Annotated in this window: 12 protein-coding genes; 8 read left to right on the top strand and 4 right to left on the bottom strand. The window is 71.6% G+C overall.

Going from position 1 to position 17,498, the window contains the following annotated elements; all coding sequences use genetic code 11:
• Positions 1-58 precede the first annotated feature (58 nt).
• The gene (locus OG698_RS04695) at positions 59-1,222 is read left to right on the top strand and encodes a pentapeptide repeat-containing protein (protein ID WP_406101587.1); all 1,164 of its coding nucleotides are present in this window, start codon (positions 59-61) and stop codon (positions 1,220-1,222) included.
• A gap of 14 nt (positions 1,223-1,236) precedes the next feature.
• Here the strand turns inward: OG698_RS04695 and OG698_RS04690 are convergent, their stop codons facing one another.
• Positions 1,237-2,478, bottom strand: coding sequence for an MFS transporter (locus OG698_RS04690; protein ID WP_406101586.1), 1,242 nt, complete (start codon positions 2,476-2,478; stop codon positions 1,237-1,239).
• Between the two features lie 314 nt (positions 2,479-2,792).
• The gene (locus OG698_RS04685; RefSeq protein ID WP_406101585.1) at positions 2,793-3,758 is read right to left on the bottom strand and encodes a TauD/TfdA dioxygenase family protein; all 966 of its coding nucleotides are present in this window, start codon (positions 3,756-3,758) and stop codon (positions 2,793-2,795) included.
• 649 nt (positions 3,759-4,407) lie between these two features.
• Here OG698_RS04685 and OG698_RS04680 point away from each other — a divergent pair.
• From OG698_RS04680 to OG698_RS04650, 7 genes are all read left to right on the top strand, one after another.
• Positions 4,408-5,637 (top strand): ROK family protein, encoded by a 1,230-nt coding sequence (locus tag OG698_RS04680; protein ID WP_406101584.1) that lies wholly within the window; start codon positions 4,408-4,410, stop codon positions 5,635-5,637.
• A gap of 76 nt (positions 5,638-5,713) precedes the next feature.
• Positions 5,714-5,785: a putative leader peptide gene (locus tag OG698_RS04675; protein ID WP_383083427.1), complete on the top strand. Its 72-nt coding sequence runs from the start codon at positions 5,714-5,716 to the stop codon at positions 5,783-5,785.
• A 393-nt stretch (positions 5,786-6,178) separates the two neighbouring features.
• Positions 6,179-7,771 carry an ABC transporter substrate-binding protein gene (locus OG698_RS04670; RefSeq protein WP_406101583.1) on the top strand — a complete coding sequence of 531 codons (1,593 nt, stop codon included), beginning with the start codon at positions 6,179-6,181 and terminating at the stop codon, positions 7,769-7,771.
• A gap of 1 nt (position 7,772) precedes the next feature.
• A complete protein-coding gene (locus OG698_RS04665) occupies positions 7,773-8,717 on the top strand; it encodes an ABC transporter permease (RefSeq protein WP_406101582.1) in 945 nt (314 codons plus the stop codon).
• Positions 8,718-8,722: 5 nt separating this feature from the next.
• Entirely contained in the window at positions 8,723-9,577 is an 855-nt protein-coding gene (locus OG698_RS04660) for an ABC transporter permease (protein WP_406101581.1), read from the top strand.
• Positions 9,574-11,406, top strand: coding sequence for a dipeptide ABC transporter ATP-binding protein (locus OG698_RS04655; RefSeq protein ID WP_406101580.1), 1,833 nt, complete (start codon positions 9,574-9,576; stop codon positions 11,404-11,406). The genes OG698_RS04660 and OG698_RS04655 overlap by 4 nt, the downstream gene beginning before the upstream one ends.
• Positions 11,407-11,471: 65 nt before the next feature.
• Positions 11,472-13,781: an arylsulfatase gene (locus OG698_RS04650; protein WP_406101578.1), complete on the top strand. Its 2,310-nt coding sequence runs from the start codon at positions 11,472-11,474 to the stop codon at positions 13,779-13,781.
• A 14-nt stretch (positions 13,782-13,795) separates the two neighbouring features.
• Here OG698_RS04650 and glgB read toward each other — a convergent pair whose 3' ends face one another.
• Both glgB and OG698_RS04640 read right to left on the bottom strand, forming a co-directional pair.
• Positions 13,796-16,060, bottom strand: coding sequence for a 1,4-alpha-glucan branching enzyme (gene glgB, locus OG698_RS04645; protein WP_406101577.1), 2,265 nt, complete (start codon positions 16,058-16,060; stop codon positions 13,796-13,798).
• A gap of 64 nt (positions 16,061-16,124) precedes the next feature.
• Positions 16,125-17,495 (bottom strand): maltokinase N-terminal cap-like domain-containing protein, encoded by a 1,371-nt coding sequence (locus OG698_RS04640; protein ID WP_406101575.1) that lies wholly within the window; start codon positions 17,493-17,495, stop codon positions 16,125-16,127.
• Positions 17,496-17,498: the final 3 nt, after the last annotated feature.

The following is a 17,498-nucleotide window of genomic DNA, read 5'->3' as shown; positions in this document are numbered from 1 at the left end:
GGGAGAAGCAACCAGTCCCCTTGATCGCTTTCTGGGCGGCGCATAGGCTCTCATGCCCATGGGCACGGGGGGACAGGGCAACGGGCGGCAGGCGTGGCTCGGCCGGTTGATCAGGCATCGTGGAGTCGCAGGGCTGCTGGCCGGGGCGGCGGGGCTGGCCGCTCTGGGCGCGGTGTTCGTCGTACTGCCGGGTGTGGTGGTCGACCACGATCTCGCCGGGGCGAGCGTCGCCGCGCAGGATCGCCTGAAGGCGGTGAACGATGTCCGTACGGCGCTTCTGCAGGCGGCGGGCGGTCTCGTCGTACTCTTCGGCGCCTACGCCACATGGCGGCAACTGCGGGTGAGTCAGGACGGCTTGCGTGCCACCCAGGAGGGCTACGTGACCGACCGGTTCAGCCGGGCGGTCGACCAGCTCGGCAGCGACAAGCTGGACGTGCGCATCGGCGGGCTGCACGCGCTGTGGCGGATCGCGGAGCAGTCGGCTCGCGACCGGGAGGCCATCATCTCCATCCAGGCCGCATATCTGCGTACGCACCTGCCCTGGCCACTCACCGGTCCGGAATCGCCGGCGGCGAGCGTGCCCATCAACGACATCGCCCCCCTGGAGACCCGCGCAGCCGACGCCCAGGTGGCGCTGACCGCGCTCGGTGTGCTGTGCCAGCACAGGGAGCAGTCGTGGGTCAATCTCGGCAGCACCGACTTGCGACGGGCCGACTGCGACGGCCTGTGGTTCCCCGAGGTCAACCTCGACCGCGCCTGCATGGAGGCGGCGGGCCTGTACCGCACCAATCTGACCCAGGCGTCCATGGTCTCGGTCAACCTGCGGCACGCCGACCTCGCGACGGCGACTCTCCGCCGGGCTCGCTGCACTCTGGCCGACCTGCGGGGCGCGAAGCTGGTCGCAACCGACTTGCGTGACGCCGACTTCACCGAGACCGACCTGCGCGAGGCAAACCTGCGCAAGGCCGACGCCCAGGGCGCGGTCTTCCGTCAAGCGGACCTCCGCATGGCCGACTTGCGCGGCACCGACCTGAGGACCGCCGATCTTCTCGAAGCACGCCTGAGCGGCGCCGTGGCCAGCGAGCGGACACGCTGGCCCGTCGGCTTCGACCACTCGGCCGCCGGAGTCGTCGACACCGATGACCCCGGCCCAGAGCCCTCGCCTCTACTCCAGCCACCAGGGATGACGCAGCAGGCACCGCCGCTGCGGTCCACACCCTGAACAGGACGCCCCCGTCAAGACCGCGGCGACCGCGCTCCGTCCGACCGGGGGCCACTCACAGTACGGCGGGTCCGTCGCGCGCCGGTCCGGGGCGCAGCCAGGAGCGCCATTGCCGTGGCGGCCGCCGCCGCGAGTGCGAAGCCGGCATGGGATCCGTGTGAGTCGATCAGCCGGCCTGACACCGCCGCCGCGCCCGCCGAACCCGCAGCGGATGCCGAGTTGAGCCACGTGAACGCCTGGGTGAGGACGGCCCGGTGGGCCGTCGCCTGCGCGAGGACCGGTGACAGCACCAGGATCGGCTGGACGGCGAGGCCCGTCGCGGCGAGTGCCGCGCCCAGGCCCAGGGGCGTGTCGGCGACGAGGAGGGGCAGGCAGCTGACCGCCAACCAGGCTGTGGCGTGGACGAGTTGGTTCTGTGGCGGGGTTCGCCGGGGGCGCAGCCCGTACAGCCAGCCCGACAGCAGGCCCGTGCAGTTCGACACCGCGTAGAGCAAGGCGGCCCGGCCCGGCGCGTCGTGCTCGACGGCGAACGCCGCCACCGAGACCTGCATGGCGCCGAAGAACACGCCGAGCGAGAGGCTGACACCGACCAGTGCCCAGAACGGCGGGCGCAGGAGCGAGCGGCCCGAGTGGTCACGCTCGACGGCACTCACGGCGGGGGGAGCGGTACGGCGCTGGGCCGCGAACAGGAGGCCCCCGCCCACCACCAGACCGGCCGCGAGCAGGGTGCCGAGCGCAGGATGACCGCTCGCCCCGAGCAGGCTGACCAGCGCAGGACCTGCCAGGTAGCCGAGTCCGTTGCCGAGTGACTCCAGCGCGAACGCCGTGGGAAGGGCCGGGGTCAGGTCGTCGCGAAGGAGTGCCGACCAGCGGGCCGCAGACAGGGAAGCCGGCTGGGGGATGGTGGCGCCGGCCAGGACTCCCGCCGTCGTCAGCAGGTGGTCCGGGGCATCGCTCGCGACCAGACACAGCAGTGCGGTCACCGCCGCGGCGTGGGCGAGCAGTACGGGTGGCAGGACGCGCGTCTGGCCGAAACGGTCGGTCAGGCGGGCGAGTTGGGGTCCCGCGAGCGCCTCGGCGACGGCGAACCCGCCGGTCACCAGACCGGCCGTGGCATAGGAACCGGTCCGGTCGTGCACGAGCCAGACGATGCCGAGGCTCGTCATGGCGATGCCCACGCGGCCCATGGTGGCGGTCAGGAAGAAGGCAGCCGCACCAGGTGTGCGGAGCAGGGTGCGATAGGTCGCCGACGGCACGGCGCGTCCCTTTCGCTGCCCGGCGGGGCGAACCACCCGGGGCCGTCGGCGTCCGAAGGGGCCGACCCGTGGTCATCGCCTGGAACCGTCCAGTGCTGGCGTGGAGCGGGGACGCACGCCCCACGCCGACTCCGTCACCGGGCAGAAGTCTCTGGTTCGAGTGGTGGTTCAGCTGCTTCACACGGTGGGTGAAACAGGGTGAGCGTAGAGCCGGGGGCAGGCCGGGTCCAGCCGTTTTCGGGAACGTCCGCGGAGTGTGCGGGGAGCGGGGCCCGCGCACGCGCCGGTCCCCGCTCCCCGCTCGGCCTCAGGCCTTACGAGGCCGACTTCCCCGAAGCGATGCCGAACGCCGGGTCCGGTACGGACTCCGGGGACAGCAGTACCGAGGAACGTCCGTCGACGCCGATCGGCACGTCGCCGTCGATCGTCACGCGGCGCAGCTTGCGCTCGTGGTCGTCGGAGTCGTCCACGCCGTAGTGCTGCGTGGCGCGGTTGTCCCAGATGGCGACGTCGCCCTCGTGCCACTGCCAGCGCACCGTGTTCTCGGGGCGCTCGATGTGCGACTGGAACAGGTCGACGAGCACGCGCGAGTCCCGGCCGGTCAGTCCGGCGACGCGCTGCACGAAGTTGCCGAGCAGCAGCACGCGCTCACCGGTCTCCGGGTGCACGCGGACCACCGGGTGCTCGGTGAGGAACTTGATCGAAGCGAACACCTCGCGGAACCGGGTGAGTTGCTCCGGGACGGCGTCGGGACGCAGCGCGGCGTAGTCGTAGTCGTTCGAGTGCACGGCACGCAGACCGTCGGCGAGCGCGCGCAGCGACTCCGGCAGGTTCGCGTAGGCGGACGCCGTGTTGGCCCAGATCGTGTTGCCGCCGTAGGGCGGGGCGGTCACGGCGCGCAGGATGGAGAACGCCGGGTACGCGGGTACGAAGGTGACGTCCGTGTGCCACTGGTTGGCGCGGCCGCCGTGGTCGGAGTCGATCGGGAACGAGTAACGGCCGTCCGCGGACGGAACGGTGGGGTGGGCGACCGGGGTGCCGAGGAGCCGGCCGAACGCCTCGTGGCTGTCCTCGTCCAGGTGGTCCTGGCCACGGAAGAAGACGACCTTGTGGCGCAGCAGCGCGGAGCGGACGGCGGCCACGGTCGCGGGCGAGAGGTCGCCGCCGAGGCGTACGCCGGAGATGACGGCGCCGAGCCGGCCGCCGACCTTCTCGACCGTGACGGAGGGGTCGGCGGATTCGTGGGCCGGGCGGGTGTCGGTGGCGGGTGCGGAGGTCATGGAGGGAGTCCCTTCGGGAGGAGCTCGACGGCGGGTCTGCGCCGGCGGCCAATTAGGCTTGGAGCGGAAGTAATTGAGGCGGAGGTAATTGAGGCGGAAGGAGTGAGACGGCAGAGCTGTCCTCGACGTGTCGGCGGGGCCGACATCGAGGGATCGGGAGGGACGGTCGACCGCTGTGGTCGCAGGTGAGGCGTGTGGATCGCCGCCTGGCCGGAGTGGCCCGGCCGCCCTGCGAGGACGGACGAATCTCGGCTCGCGTACGTATGCGCTTCAGATGCGGGAGGTCGCCTGACAGCGGCCCGTACACGCCACCGGCGCATCGCGCCGGGCATCGACGGGCCGCGACGTGGGAGCGGTCGTCGCGGACATGGCTCGGAGCGTCGCAGCGCCCGTGGCGCACCGTCAAGCGTGGTCGGGCTCCCGCCGCGGTGTCACCTGATGGTTCAATCGGCGCCTGCGCACCGGTCGGCACCGCAGGCTCCGGATCTCGCAGAACACCGTGTGACCAGCGGCATTTGACCGCGATCGCCCGCTGGTGCGACCCATCCGCGCGGCGCACGCCGGCCCGCCCCGGACGCCCCGCGCGATTTCACGCCACCGCAATGTTGCCGCCATCACCGCCGGCGCAACCCGCACCGAGAGGGACACGATGACGTTCGCCACCCCAGGACCGCGCATGGCGGGCGACGGCCGGCGCGAAGCCAATGCCGCGACCGTTCTGCGCACGGTGCTCGGTCACGGCCCCGTGGCCCGCAGCGGGATCGCCCGGCTCTCCGGCCTGAGCCCCGCCGCCGTGTCGCGCCAGTGCACCGACCTGGCCCGGCTCGGCCTGGTCCGCGAACTGCCGGAACTGGCGGTGGGCGGCACCGTGGGCCGGCCGCAGATTCCTGTCGACCTGTACACGGGCGAGGCCGGAGGGCCTGTGGTGGGCGGGGTTCACCTGGGCGTTCCCCTGTCGACCTTCGGGGTCGTTGACCTGCGCGGCCGGGTGCTTGCCCGGCACATGTTCACGCACGACGGGATCGAACCGGAGGCCCTGCCGGGTCAAGTCGCGCGCGGGCTACGAGAGTTCCTGGACCGCGTCGTGCGAGGCCGGCCGCTGCTGGGGGTGGGCGCGGCCGTGGGCGGCTGGGTCGACCCGCAGGAGGGGACGGTCGTACGGCACGACGCACTCGGCTGGCACCGCAGGCCTCTCGCCGCCGAACTTGCCCGTGGGCTCGGCGGTCTCGACGTGCGGCTCGACAACCACGCCCGCGCCATTGCGCAGTCAGAGATCCTCTTCGGCAGACCCGCCGCCCGCCGCAGCCTTGTGCACCTGTTCGTGGGCAATGTCGTAGACGCGGCGCTCGGCATCGCCGGGGTGGTGCACCAAGGGCCCGGGTCGGGCGCCGGTGATGTGGCGCATCTGCCGGTGCCCGACTCCACGGCCCCGTGCCCGTGCGGGCGCACCGGATGCCTGGAGGCGACGGCGTCGAACACGGTTCTCGGCCAGGTGGCCCTGCGGCGCGGCATCGTCCCGGAACCGGACACGTCCCTGGTGGTGGACGCCGCAGCGGCCGGTGACCGACGGGCCGACCGGCTCCTGCGCGAGCGGGCCAGGGCGGTGGGCCGCGCGACGGCCCTGCTCCTCGACGTGCTGAACCCGGATCTCGTCGTGGTGACCGAGCAGTCGAGCCTTCTCGACCCCGACTACCTGGAGGAGATCCGGGGCGCCGCGGTCGACCTCTCCCACGTCTGTGACGACCCCGAACGCATCGTCAGTCCACATGCCGGACCAGGTGTCCTGCCGGTCGCGGCCGGGACGGTTCTTCTGAATCCCCTGTTCAGAAGCCCTCTGCAGACCATCGGCCCGCGTCCGTCCGTGGCCGCGCTTGGCTGACCCCGGTCCAGGATTCGGACATCGCCGGTTGACCGCTCCGGCGAGCCACTGTCATATTGCTCCCGTGAATCCGGACATGCGCCTCGTCTCCCGCAGGCACGTCGACCTCTGTCGACAGGCCAGCGCGGTCTGTGCCGTCCGCCTCTGACGCGGACCGACCCCCCGTACACCAGGGCTGACTTCCGCTCACTCCTCCGCGCTCCTCGACCGTGCCCGAGCACGGCCGGCTCCCGCGCGCTCTCCTGATACCTCCCGGCTCTCCCCGGCACACGCGGCTCCTGAGCCGCTGCGGTGGTCATTAATTCCTGCCGCAGCGAAAAGAATTCGGCATTTCGGCGCGCCCGCCCGACGCGGCCACGCCGGTGACCCGATCCTCGGTGCCCCGACCCTCTGGGTGACCCGACCTTTTCGGTGACCCGACACCGGTGCGTCTCGTCGTGCCCGGGTCACCGTCAGGGCCGTGTCGGCGCACGCCGGCGCGCCACGACGCGATCCATCCCTCGCGTCCCTCACCGTTCCTCCCCTTCACAGGCAGGCCTCGATGACCGAGCAGTACCCGTACACGCCCCCAGACGTCTCCCGCCGCGGCACCCTGCGGGCCGCAGGTGCCGGCGCCCTGCTGCTCGGGCTCGGCCTGACCGGCTGCCGCTCCGCGGTCACCGACGCCAACTCCTCGGCGAAGGAGGCACGTTCGCAACCCGAGCGCGGCGGGACACTCTCCGTCGCCATCAACACCGACTTCACCCCCAGCCTGCTGTTCGCGCAGAGCTCGCAGTCGTACCAGCACCGCCTCCTCTACAACACGCTCACACGCTACGACGACGACCTGAAGCCGCAGCCCGAACTCGCCACCTCCTGGGACTACGCCGCGGAGGGCCGCGGCATCACCCTGAAACTGCGCGACGACGTGACCTACCACGACGGGCGGAAGTTCACGGCCGACGACGTGATCTTCGCGGTGAGGAACCTTCAGAACCCGGTCAGGGCAGCGCAGTTGAGAGCAACCGCGCTTGCGGTGAGCGGATTCGAGAAGCGCGGGGACCACGAGGTGGTGCTCAAGCTGGCGCACCCCGTGGCCAACCTCTTCGACCTCTTCGAATTCATGATCATCACGGATCGGCACTCTGTCGAGGACGCGGTCAAGGGCACGAAGCTCAACGGCACCGGGCCGTTCAAGCTGAAGAAGTGGAGCCCCGGCTCGGGCCTGAGCCTCGAACGGCACGACGCGTACTGGAAGCCGGGCCGCCCCTACCTCGACGGCGTCGAACTGCGCGTCATGGCCCAGGCCGACGCGCTGGTCTCCTCGCTGCGGTCGGGCCAGTCCCAGCTCTCCTACCAGGTCCCCGGCAAGAGCCTCGCCGCCGTCAAGGGCAACCCCGACATCACGATCACGAGCTACGACACCGGTGACGGCGCCGCCTACGTAGGCGTCAACACCACCGTCGCGCCGCTCGACGACAAGACTGTCCGCCAGGCCGTCGCCTGGGCACTAGATCGTGAGCGCATCGTCGACCAGACGCTCGGCGGCTACGGCCTGGCATCCGCCGCACCCTGGCCCAAGTCGTCGCCCGCCTTCACCGAAGCCGGCCGCACCCACTACACACACAACCCTGCCAAGGCCCGCCGGCTCCTGAAGTCCGCCGGCCTGAACAAGCTCCGGCTCCCGCTGCTGCACCTCAGCCTGCCCGGCGAGACCGCCATCGCCGAATCGGTCCAGTACGACCTGAAGCAGGTGGGCATCGCCGTCGAACTCCAGCCCACCGACCCCGCCACCGCCCAGAAGAAGCTCATCGCGCAGGACATGCCGGCGCTGTGGACCATGTCCCACGGCTTCGCCCAGGTCCAGCCGTCCACCCTCGCGGTGAGCGCCTATCCCTTCAACGAGGCCAAGAACACCTCCAGGTACCGCTCCGCCGCGTACACCAAGGTGGTGCGCGAGGCGTGGACCACCAGGGGCACGGCCGGCGCCGCGACCAACGCGCAGTACCGGAAGATCTCGGGCATCCTGCTCGACCAGGCCTTCATCATCGACCTCGCCATCCGCGGCCGGGTGCAGGTCGCGAGCAAGAAGCTGCACGGCGTCACCCTCAACAAGTTCTCGTACCTCAACCTCGACGACGCGTACCTGGTCTGACATGCGCAGCTATCTCCTCAGGCGGCTGCCGTCCGCCCTCCTGGTCCTCCTGTTCGCCTCCTTCCTCATCTTCGCGATCCTGCGCCTGGTCCCGGGCGACCCGGCCAGTTCCCTCGCGGGACCGGACGCGAGCGCCGCGACCGTCGCCGCGATCCGCGACCGACTCGGTCTGAACGAACCGCTGTTCACGCAGTACGCAAGCTGGATCGGCGACCTTGTGCGCGGTGACCTCGGGCCGTCGTACGCGATCGGCGGCGACACCGCTGACCTCATCAGCGACGGACTCGGCGCCACCGTCGAACTCACTGTGGGCGCCCTGCTGTTCGTGATCCTGCTCGGCACGGGGTTCGGGGTCCTCGGCGCCACCTCGCGCCTCCGCTGGGTCAGGGCCGTGGTCCGTGTCGCCACCACCGGGGCCCTGGCCGTGCCGCCGTTCGTCACCGGCGTCCTGCTCGTCCTCGTCTTCGCCGTGACCCTCGGCGTCCTCCCGCCGGGCGGCCGCGTGCCGGTCCTGAGCGCCCCCGACCTCGGTGTGCAGTACCTCCTCCTGCCCTCGCTGTGCCTCGCCCTGCCCAGCGCCGCCGTGCTGGGGCGCTACCTCAAGGACGGCATCGAGCGCACCCTCGCCGAGGACTACGTGCGCACCGCCACGGCCGCCGGCGTCACGCCCCGCCGCCTGCTGTGGCGGCATGCCATGCCCAACGCGCTGCCGCCCGTGGTCACCCTGCTCGGCATGCAGACCGGCCACCTTCTCGGCGGCGCGGTGCTCGTCGAAGCGATCTTCGCCTGGCCGGGCCTCGGGCAGCTCGCGGAAGCGGGCCTCACCCGCCGCGACTACCCCGTCGTCCAGGATCTGCTGCTGCTCCTCGTCACCGTCTTCGTCCTCGTCCAGCTGCTCACCGACGCCGTGTACGCCTGGCTCGACCCCCGGATCAGGTGGGAGTGACCGCCATGAACACCCCCCAGCTCCCCGCGCGCCGCCCGTCCCGCGCCCGCAGCCCCTACCCGGCCGCACTCGGCACCCTCCGGGGCCGCCTCGGCATCGCGCTCGTCGCCGTGGTCGTCCTCGCCGGACTGCTTGCACCCCTCCTCACCGGCCACGGCCCCACCGACCAGAGTGCCGACGGGCTCCGGCCGTTCGGCACCCCCAGCCATCCGCTCGGCACCGACGACCTCGGTCGCGACCTGCTCAGCCGTGTGCTCTACGGCATCCGCGCCGACCTGGGCATCATCGCCGTCGCCGTGCCGCTCGGCGCCCTCATCGGCTGCGTCCTCGCCCTGCTCGCCGCCGCCCACCCGGTCGCCGACACCGTCGTCCAGCGCGCCTTCGACCTGATCCTCGCCTTCCCTGGGCTGATCCTCGCCCTCGCGGTAACCGCCGTCCTCGGCCCGGGACGGCTGCCCGTCGTCCTGGTGATCGCGCTCGCCGAGATTCCCGTGTTCGGACGGTTGCTGCGCGGCGGGATCCTCGTACAGAGAGAGCGCGAATACGTGGTCGCCGCGCGGGTCGGCGGCACCTCACGCACCCGCGTCCTCGTCCGGCACATCCTGCCGAACGCCGCCGACCCGCTCGTCGTGCAGATCGCCGTGTCGCTCACGGTCGCCGTCTTCATCGAAGGCGCCATGAGCTTTCTCGGCGTGGGCGTACGGCCTCCGGAACCCACCCTCGGCGGCGTCCTCAGCCAGTCGGTGCCCTACCTCGCACAGGCCCCCAACTTCGCGGCCGGCCCTCTGATCACCGTGACCGCTCTCGTCCTCGGCCTCTCCCTGATCGCCGAGGCACTCAACCGGGAGATACGCCGATGACGACACCCGATCTGCTCGAAGTCCGGGACCTCGGCGTCGAGTTCACCGGACCCGACGGAGATCCCCTGCGGGCGGTCCACGACGTCTCCTTCACCCTGCGCCGCGGCGAGACCCTCGCCGTCGTCGGCGAGTCCGGATCCGGCAAGTCCACCACCGCGCTCGCCCTGACCCGGATGCTGCCCGGCACCGGACGCGTCACGGGCGGGACCGTACGCCTCGACGGCCGGGACCTCGCGTCGGCCGGACCCGACGAGCTGCGCAGCGTCCGCGGCGCACGGATCGGCATGATCTTCCAGGACCCGATGACGGCCCTCAACCCGGTGCTCACGGCCGGGCAGCACCTGGACGAGGTGCTGCGCGCCCACGGAGCGGGCGACCGAAAGGCCCGCCGTGCCCGCGCGGGCGAACTCCTCGACCTGGTCGGCATCCCCGAGCCGGGCCGCCGGCTCGACGACCACCCGCACCAGTTCTCCGGCGGCCAGCGCCAGCGCATCCTCATCGCGATGGCCCTGGCCAACGAGCCCGACGTCCTGATCGCCGACGAGCCGACCACCGCCCTCGACGCCACCGTCCAGGACCAGATCCTGACCCTCCTCGCCAAGCTCAACGAGGAGACCGGAACGGCACTCGTCCTGATCACGCACAACATGGGCGTGGTCGCCCGCGCCTGCGAACGCGTCCTGGTGATGTACGGCGGCACCGTCGTCGAGGACGGGCCGACCGCCGAGGTACTCACCCGGCCACGGCACCCGTATACCGCGGGCCTCCTCGCCGCGGTACCCCGGCTCTCCGCTCCGTCCGGCACCCGGCTCACGGGCATCCCCGGCAGCCCGCCCGACCTGGCGCTCCTCGGCTCCGGGTGCGCCTTCGCCGACCGGTGCGCCCTGGTCGAGGACCGCTGCGGCGTCAGCGCACCACCTCTGACCGAGGCGGCCGCAGGGGGACGCGTGGCCTGCTGGCCCGCCGCAGAGGGCTCGCGGCCGCTCCCGGGGCCCGCCCGGCCCGAGCGCATCGAACGGCCCGCTCCCGGGGCGGTGGTCCTCGAAGCCGAGAACGTCAGCAAGGTCTACCGGGGGCGCGGCGCCGGTGCGCGCACACGCCGCTTCACCGCGCTCGACGGGGTCTCGCTCACCCTCGCCGTGGGGGAGACACTCGGCATCGTCGGGGAGTCCGGCTCGGGGAAGTCCACACTCGCCCGCGTCCTCGCGCACGCCCATCCGGCGGACGGCGGGACGCTACGGCTGCGCGGCGGCGACGTCACCCACCCCGCGCGCAAGGCCCTGTACGCGGTGCGCCGCGAGGTGCAGATGGTCTTCCAGGACCCGTACGCGTCCCTCAACCCCCGTATGACGGTGGGGGAGATCATCGCCGAGCCGCTCATCGCGTTCGGCCTCGGTGACCGCGACCGGCGCAGGGACCGCGTCGCAGACCTGCTGCGCCAGGTCGGACTCGACCCCTCGGCCACCGACCGCCACCCGCGGTCGTTCTCCGGCGGCCAGCGCCAACGTATCGGCATCGCACGGGCGTTGGCGCCCGGGCCGTCCGTCCTCATCTGCGACGAGCCCGTCTCCGCACTCGATGTCTCGGTGCAGGCCCAGATCGTCAACCTGCTCTGTGACCTCCAGCGCGACCTCGGGCTCGCACTGGTCTTCATCGCGCACGACCTGGCGGTGGTCCGGCAGGTCAGCCACCGGATCGCCGTGATGCACGAGGGCCGCATCGTGGAGAGCGGCAGCTCGGACGAGGTGTGCGAACGGCCCCGTGACCCGTACACCCGCTCCCTGCTCGTGGCGGCACCACATCCCGTACCCGTGGGCGCGCCCGTATGACCGCCCACCGCACGACGACCTGACCGACCCGACGACCACCCGACCACCCGGCCCACGGAGACACCATGACCACCCGCCGCGACCCCTACGACGGCTTCCCCGGACGTGTCGGGCGCACCTTCGCCGACTCGGAGCCGGCCTGGCCGCCGCGCCGCACCGCGCAGGACCGGGCCCCGAACATCGTCGTCGTACTCGTCGACGACATGGGCTACAGCGACATCGGCCCCTTCGGATCCGAGATCGGCACCCCGGTCCTCGACGAGCTGGCAGGACAGGGTGTGCGGCTGACCAACTACCACACGATGCCGCTGTGTTCGCCCGCACGGGCCGCCCTGCTCACCGGTCTCAACCCGCACCGCGTGGGCTACGCGATGGTCGCCAACTCCGACCCGGGCTTCCCCGGGTACGGCATGGAGATCGCCGACGACATTCCCACCCTCGCCGAACTGCTGCACGACTCCGGCTATGCGACATACGCCGTCGGGAAGTGGCACCTGGTCCGCGACTCGGCGTCCAACGCCGCCGACCACCGCGGCAACTGGCCGCTCCAGAAGGGCTTCGACCAGTACTACGGCGTCCTCGAAGGGCTCACCAGCCTCTTCCACCCGCATCAACTGGTGCGCGACAACAGCCCTCTCGACATCGACGAGCTGCCCGAGGGCTACTACTACACCGACGACATCACCGACCAGGCCATCTCCATGGTGAAGTCGCTGCGGGCCCACGACCCGGACAAGCCGTTCTTCCTCTACCTCGCGCACAACGCGGTCCACGGCCCGCTCCAGGCGAAGGAGGAGGACATCGCCCGCCACCGCGGGCACTACGACGACGGCTGGGACGCGCTGCGCGACCGGCGGTTCGCCGCCCAGCTCGCCGCCGGCCTCTTCCCGCCCGGCACCGAACTGCCGGAGCGCAACAGCGAGGCCGGACAGGACGTGCCCGCATGGGACTCGCTCACGACGGACCAACAGCGGCTGTACGCCCGCTACATGGAGGTCTACGCGGCGATGGTCGACAACATCGACCAGAACCTGGGACGCCTCACCGACACCCTTGAGGCGCTCGGCGAACTCGACAACACCATCATCGTGTTCACCTCGGACAACGGCGGCACCGGCGAGGGCGGACCTGAAGGCACCCGCTCCTACTTCAGCCGCTTCGTCCACCACCCCCAGCTCCCGTCAGACTGGACCCCGGACGTCGACCGCGACCCCGAACTCATCGGCGGTCCCCGCAGCCTCGTCCACTACCCACGCGGCTGGGGCATGGCCTCAAACACCCCCTTCCGCCTCTACAAGGGACACACCTACGCGGGCGGTGTCCGCGTGCCCTTCGTGCTGTCCTGGCCCGACGGGATCCGGGACGAACGGCTCACCCAGGGCGTGCGACCGCAGTACCAGTACGTCACCGACATCGCCCCCACCCTCCTCGAACTCGCCGGCATCGCCCGCCCGGAGAGGCGCTCCGGGGTCCCGCTCCAGGAACTGGACGGCGTCAGCTTCACCCCGGTGCTCGCCGGCCCCGCCCATGCGTCCACCCACGCCGAGCAGTACTGCGAGATGACCGGCAACCGCAGCTACTACCGTGACGGCCACAAGCTCGTCACCCTGCACCGCCCCGGCGCGCCCTACGACGACTCCGAGTGGGCCCTCTACGACATCCGCGCCGATCCCACCGAGATCCACGACCTCGCCGCCCGCCACCCGGAGCTGGTGAAGGAGTTGTCGGCCGCATGGGAGACCGCGGCCTGGCGCAACGGAGTCTTCCCGCTGCCCGACGGAAGCGGCGCGCTCGCCCGCCGCAACCCCGTCGAGGAGCGCCTTGTTCGTCCTCTCACCCTGCTGCCCGGTACCCCCGAACTCGAGCGCTACCGCTCCTCACGGCTCATCTCGTTCCGTTCCTTCGACATCGCGATCGCCGTGGACGCGCCGGGCGAGGGCGTCCTCGTCTCGCACGGCGACCAGGGCGGCGGCTACGTCCTCTACGCGGAGGACGGCCGGCTGCACTTCGCGTACAACGAGTACGGCGTGCTGCACGAGACCGACGCGGGGCCGGTACCTGAGGGGTCGCACGAGGTCACCGTCGCCGCGACCGCCGAGAAGGGCCTGCGCTGGCGGTTCTCGGTCGCCGTCGACGGTGTGGAGCGCACCGCGCCGGACAGCGTGCACCAGCTCATCGGCATGGCGCCGTTCCAGGGCATCAGCGTCGGCGTCGACCGCAAGTCGCCGGTGTCCTGGCCGGTGCACGAGCGCCACGGCAGCTTCCGCCACACGGGAAGACTCAGGTCCGTGACCTACCGCCCGGGAGCGGCCGCGCCCGACTCCCCGGCGGCCGTGGCCGCCGCCCTGCGTGAGGCGGCGGCGGCCTTCGAGTGACGTCTCGACGGTCCTCAGGCCGGACGCAGCCACACCGTCGCCAGCGGCGGCACCGTCAGCTGGAGCGAGACGGGTCGGCCGTGGCTCGGCCGAGGGTCCGGCTTGAGGACACCGGCGTTGACGACGTCGCTGCCGCCGTACCTTGCCGCGTCCGTGTTCAGGACCTCGAACCAGCCGGGGACCGAGTCCGGCACGCCGAGCCGGTAGTTCTCGCGGACCGCCGGGGAGAAGTTGCACACGGCCAGCAGGGGCGTGCCGTCCGCCGCGAACCGCAGGAACGCGAGGACGTTGTCGTCGGCCGCGTCCGCGGTGATCCACGAGAACCCCGCGGGCGTGGTGTCCCGTTCCCAGAGGGCGGGGGTGGCCGCGTACTCGTGGTTGAGGTCGCGCACCAGGTCGAGGACCCCGCGGTGGTCCGGCTCGGCATCATAGGCCGGGTCGAGGAGCCACCAGTCCGGGCCGTGGCCCTCCGACCACTCGGCCCCCTGTGCGAACTCCTGCCCCATGAACAGGAGTTGCTTGCCCGGGTGGGCCCACATGAAGCCGAGGTACGCCCGGTGGTCGGCTCGCCGCTGCCACCAGTCGCCGGACATCTTCGACACGAGCGCGCGCTTGCCGTGCACCACTTCGTCGTGTGAGAGGGGAAGCAGATAGTTCTCGCTGTAGGCGTACACCATCGAGAACGTCAGCTCGTTGTGGTGGTACTTGCGGTGCACGGGCTCGTGCACGATGTACTGCAGCGAGTCATGGCTCCAGCCCATGTTCCACTTCAGGCCGAAGCCGAGGCCACCGAAACCGCCGGGGCCGATGTGGTGGGTCGGCCGCGTGACGCCGTCCCACGCGGTCGACTCCTCGGCGATCGTGACGACACCCGGGCAGCGCCGGTACACCGTCGCGTTCATCTCCTGGAGGAAGGCCACGGCGTCGAGGTTCTCGCGGCCGCCGTCCCCGTTCGGCGACCACTGGCCTTCCTCGCGCGAGTAGTCGAGGTAGAGCATGGAGGCGACGGCGTCGACGCGCAGGCCGTCGATGTGGAACTCCTCGCACCAGTACACGGCGTTGGCGACCAGGAAGTTGCGGACCTCCTTGCGGCCGTAGTCGAACTCGAGGGTGCCCCAGTCCGGGTGCTCGGCGCGGCGCGGGTCCTGCGGCTCGTACAGGGCGGTGCCGTCGAAGCCCGCCAGCGCCCAGTCGTCCTTCGGGAAGTGGGCCGGCACCCAGTCCATGATCACGCCGATGCCTGCCTGGTGCAGGGTGTCGACGAGGTGGCGGAAGTCGTCGGGGGAGCCCATGCGGGACGTCGGGGCGTAGAAGCCGGTGACCTGGTAGCCCCACGACCCGCCGAACGGATGCTCGGCCACGGGCATGAACTCGACGTGGGTGAAGCCGAGATCACTCACGTAGGTGGCGAGCTGGTCGGCGAGTTCGCGGTAGTTCATGCCCGGGCGCCAGGAGGGCAGATGGACCTCGTACACCGAGAAGGGCGCCTCGTGCACCGGGCGCTGCCCGCGCTTCTTCATCCACGCGGAGTCTCCCCACGTGTGGGACGACTCCGTCACGACGGACGCGGTCGCGGGCGGCACCTCGGTGCGCCTGGCCAGCGGGTCCGCGCGCACGGTGTGCGAACCGTCGGGGCGCGTGATGTCGAACTTGTACAGCGCTCCCTCGCCGATGCCCGGCAGGAACAGCTCCCACACGCCCGACGAGCCGAGCGACCGCATCGGGAACGCGGTGCCGTCCCAGGCGCAGAAGTCCCCGCAGACGCGTACGCCCCGGGCGTTCGGCGCCCACACCGTGAACCGGGTGCCCGCGACCCCTTCGTGCGTCATCGGCTGGGCGCCCAGAGCGGTCCACAGCTCCTCGTGCCGCCCCTCGCCGATCAGATGCAGGTCGAACTCCCCGAGCGCGGGCAGGAAGCGATAGGGGTCATCCACCTCCCGCTCGTCCCCGTCGTACGTCACGAGCAGCGTGTACGCGGGAATCGCGTCGAGCGGCAGCACCCCGGCGAAGAGACCGTCACCCTCGTCACGGAGCTCCACGCGTCGGCCCTTGACCGACACGGCGACGGCCTGGGCGTAAGGCCGCAGCACCCGGAATGCGACACCGCCGTCCACCGGGTGCGCGCCGAGCAGGGAGTGCGGGTCGTGATGCTCACCCCACAGCAGGCGTCCGCGGTCCGCCCCGTCCAGAACGGGGGCGGGCAGGACTTTGAGGCGACCGGGGCCCGGCTTGTCGGACAGGCCGACAGCCTTGGGGGCGGAGGTCTTGCGAGCTGCCACGGTTCTGTCTCCTCGGGGGGTGAGCGAGTTCTGCAGGCGGACGGCGGGGTTGCCGCCGCCTGGTTCAGCGGGGTTCGGCGAGGCGGCTGATCGCCGCCATCGGCACGGGCAGCCAATCGGGCCGATGCCGCGCCTCGTACAGCACTTCGTAAAGGGCCCGGTCCGTCTCGAAGGCGCGGAGCAGGTCGGGTTCCTCGCGCGGGTCCGTCTTCGACTCGGCCGCGTAGCCGGCGCAGTAGGAGTCCCGGCAGCGCAGCGACCACTCGGGCCGCCAGGGCAGACGCGTGCGGGCCGCGTAGTCGAAGGAGCGGAGCATGCCCGCCACATCGCGTACTGGGGACTGGGCGTGGCGGCGTTCGGCGAGCGGGCGGGCCGGCTCGCCCTCGAAGTCGATGACGAACCACTGCTGCCCCGACCACAGCACCTGCCCCAGATGGAGGTCGCCGTGGATCCGCTGCGCGGGCCGCGCCGAGTCGACGAGCGCGAACGCGTCGAACGCGGCCCGCAGTCCCGGCGCGTGCGGAAGCACCGCGGGCACGGAACGGGCCGTGGATTCGAGGCGTTCGGTCATCGCCTCCGCGAGGTGCCGGTTGCGGTGCGGCACAGGGGCGTCGACCGGGAAGGCCGCGGTCAGCGCGAGATGGATCTCGGCGGTCGCCCGCCCCAGTTCGTACGCCTCGTCGGTGAAGTTCCTGCCGGAGGCGAGCGACCGGAGCGCGAGGGTCCAGCCGTCGTCCGCGTCGGGCAGGAACGGCTGGAGGACGCCGAGCGTCGCCTTCTGGGGCTGCGAGGTGCGGAACCACGCCACGGGTCCCGGCACGCGGGTGCAGCCCTGCCGGGCGAGGGCCCACGGCACTTCCAGATCCGGGTTGACGCCGGCCTGGACGCGCCGGAAGACCTTCAGGATGAACGAATCCCCGTACACCAGCGACGTGTTGGACTGTTCGGCGTCGAGGACGCGTGGCGTGAGCCCGGCGGGCACGGTGACCTGCGGGTCGCGTTCGAACCGCAGAGGGCCCGCCGCGCCCGGGTGGCGCAGCCGCTCCAGGAGCAGCCCGGCCGACCGGGGCTCCTGGAGGGCGTCGTACACCATGAGGCCGGTCAGCGGGCCCTCGGTCGCGCGGCCGATGAAGGCCGGCGCGAGCGAGGGTGGCAGCATCTCCCGTACGCCGAGCAGGAGTTGGTAGAGATTGTCGGCCGGGGGCGTGCCCGGTCCGGAGCGGGTCGCCTGCGCGGCGTGCTCGGCGCGCACCAGCAGGTGCAGACAGCCCGGGTGCAGCTCGGTCATCGAGGCCAGGGTCAGCCCGGTGACGGGCCGGCCCTTCCCCGCGAACCAGCGCTGCCGCGGCAGCCATTCGTGCAGCAGACCGGCGAGTGAGTTCAGCAGCAGAGAGGGGCTGACGCCGGTCGGACTCTGCAGTGCGGCCTTGGGCATGGC

The sequence above is a fragment of the Streptomyces sp. NBC_01003 genome, from assembly GCF_045162695.1.
Classification (GTDB): Bacteria; Actinomycetota; Actinomycetes; order Streptomycetales; family Streptomycetaceae; genus Streptomyces.
The sequence above is the reverse complement of the archived record's forward strand: the minus strand, read 5'-3'. Positions and strand labels throughout refer to the sequence as shown.

Bases quoted from the DNA above. Each gene is read 5' to 3' on its own strand.
- OG698_RS04695 (WP_406101587.1), top strand. From the start codon at position 59: ATGGGCACGGGGGGACAGGGCAACGGGCGGCAGGCGTGGCTCGGCCGG.
- OG698_RS04685 (WP_406101585.1), bottom strand. From the start codon at position 3,758: ATGACCTCCGCACCCGCCACCGACACCCGCCCGGCCCACGAATCCGCC.
- OG698_RS04680 (WP_406101584.1), top strand. From the start codon at position 4,408: ATGACGTTCGCCACCCCAGGACCGCGCATGGCGGGCGACGGCCGGCGC.
- OG698_RS04670 (WP_406101583.1), top strand. From the start codon at position 6,179: ATGACCGAGCAGTACCCGTACACGCCCCCAGACGTCTCCCGCCGCGGC.
- OG698_RS04665 (WP_406101582.1), top strand. From the start codon at position 7,773: ATGCGCAGCTATCTCCTCAGGCGGCTGCCGTCCGCCCTCCTGGTCCTC.
- OG698_RS04660 (WP_406101581.1), top strand. From the start codon at position 8,723: ATGAACACCCCCCAGCTCCCCGCGCGCCGCCCGTCCCGCGCCCGCAGC.
- OG698_RS04655 (WP_406101580.1), top strand. From the start codon at position 9,574: ATGACGACACCCGATCTGCTCGAAGTCCGGGACCTCGGCGTCGAGTTC.
- OG698_RS04650 (WP_406101578.1), top strand. From the start codon at position 11,472: ATGACCACCCGCCGCGACCCCTACGACGGCTTCCCCGGACGTGTCGGG.
- OG698_RS04640 (WP_406101575.1), bottom strand. From the start codon at position 17,495: ATGCCCAAGGCCGCACTGCAGAGTCCGACCGGCGTCAGCCCCTCTCTG.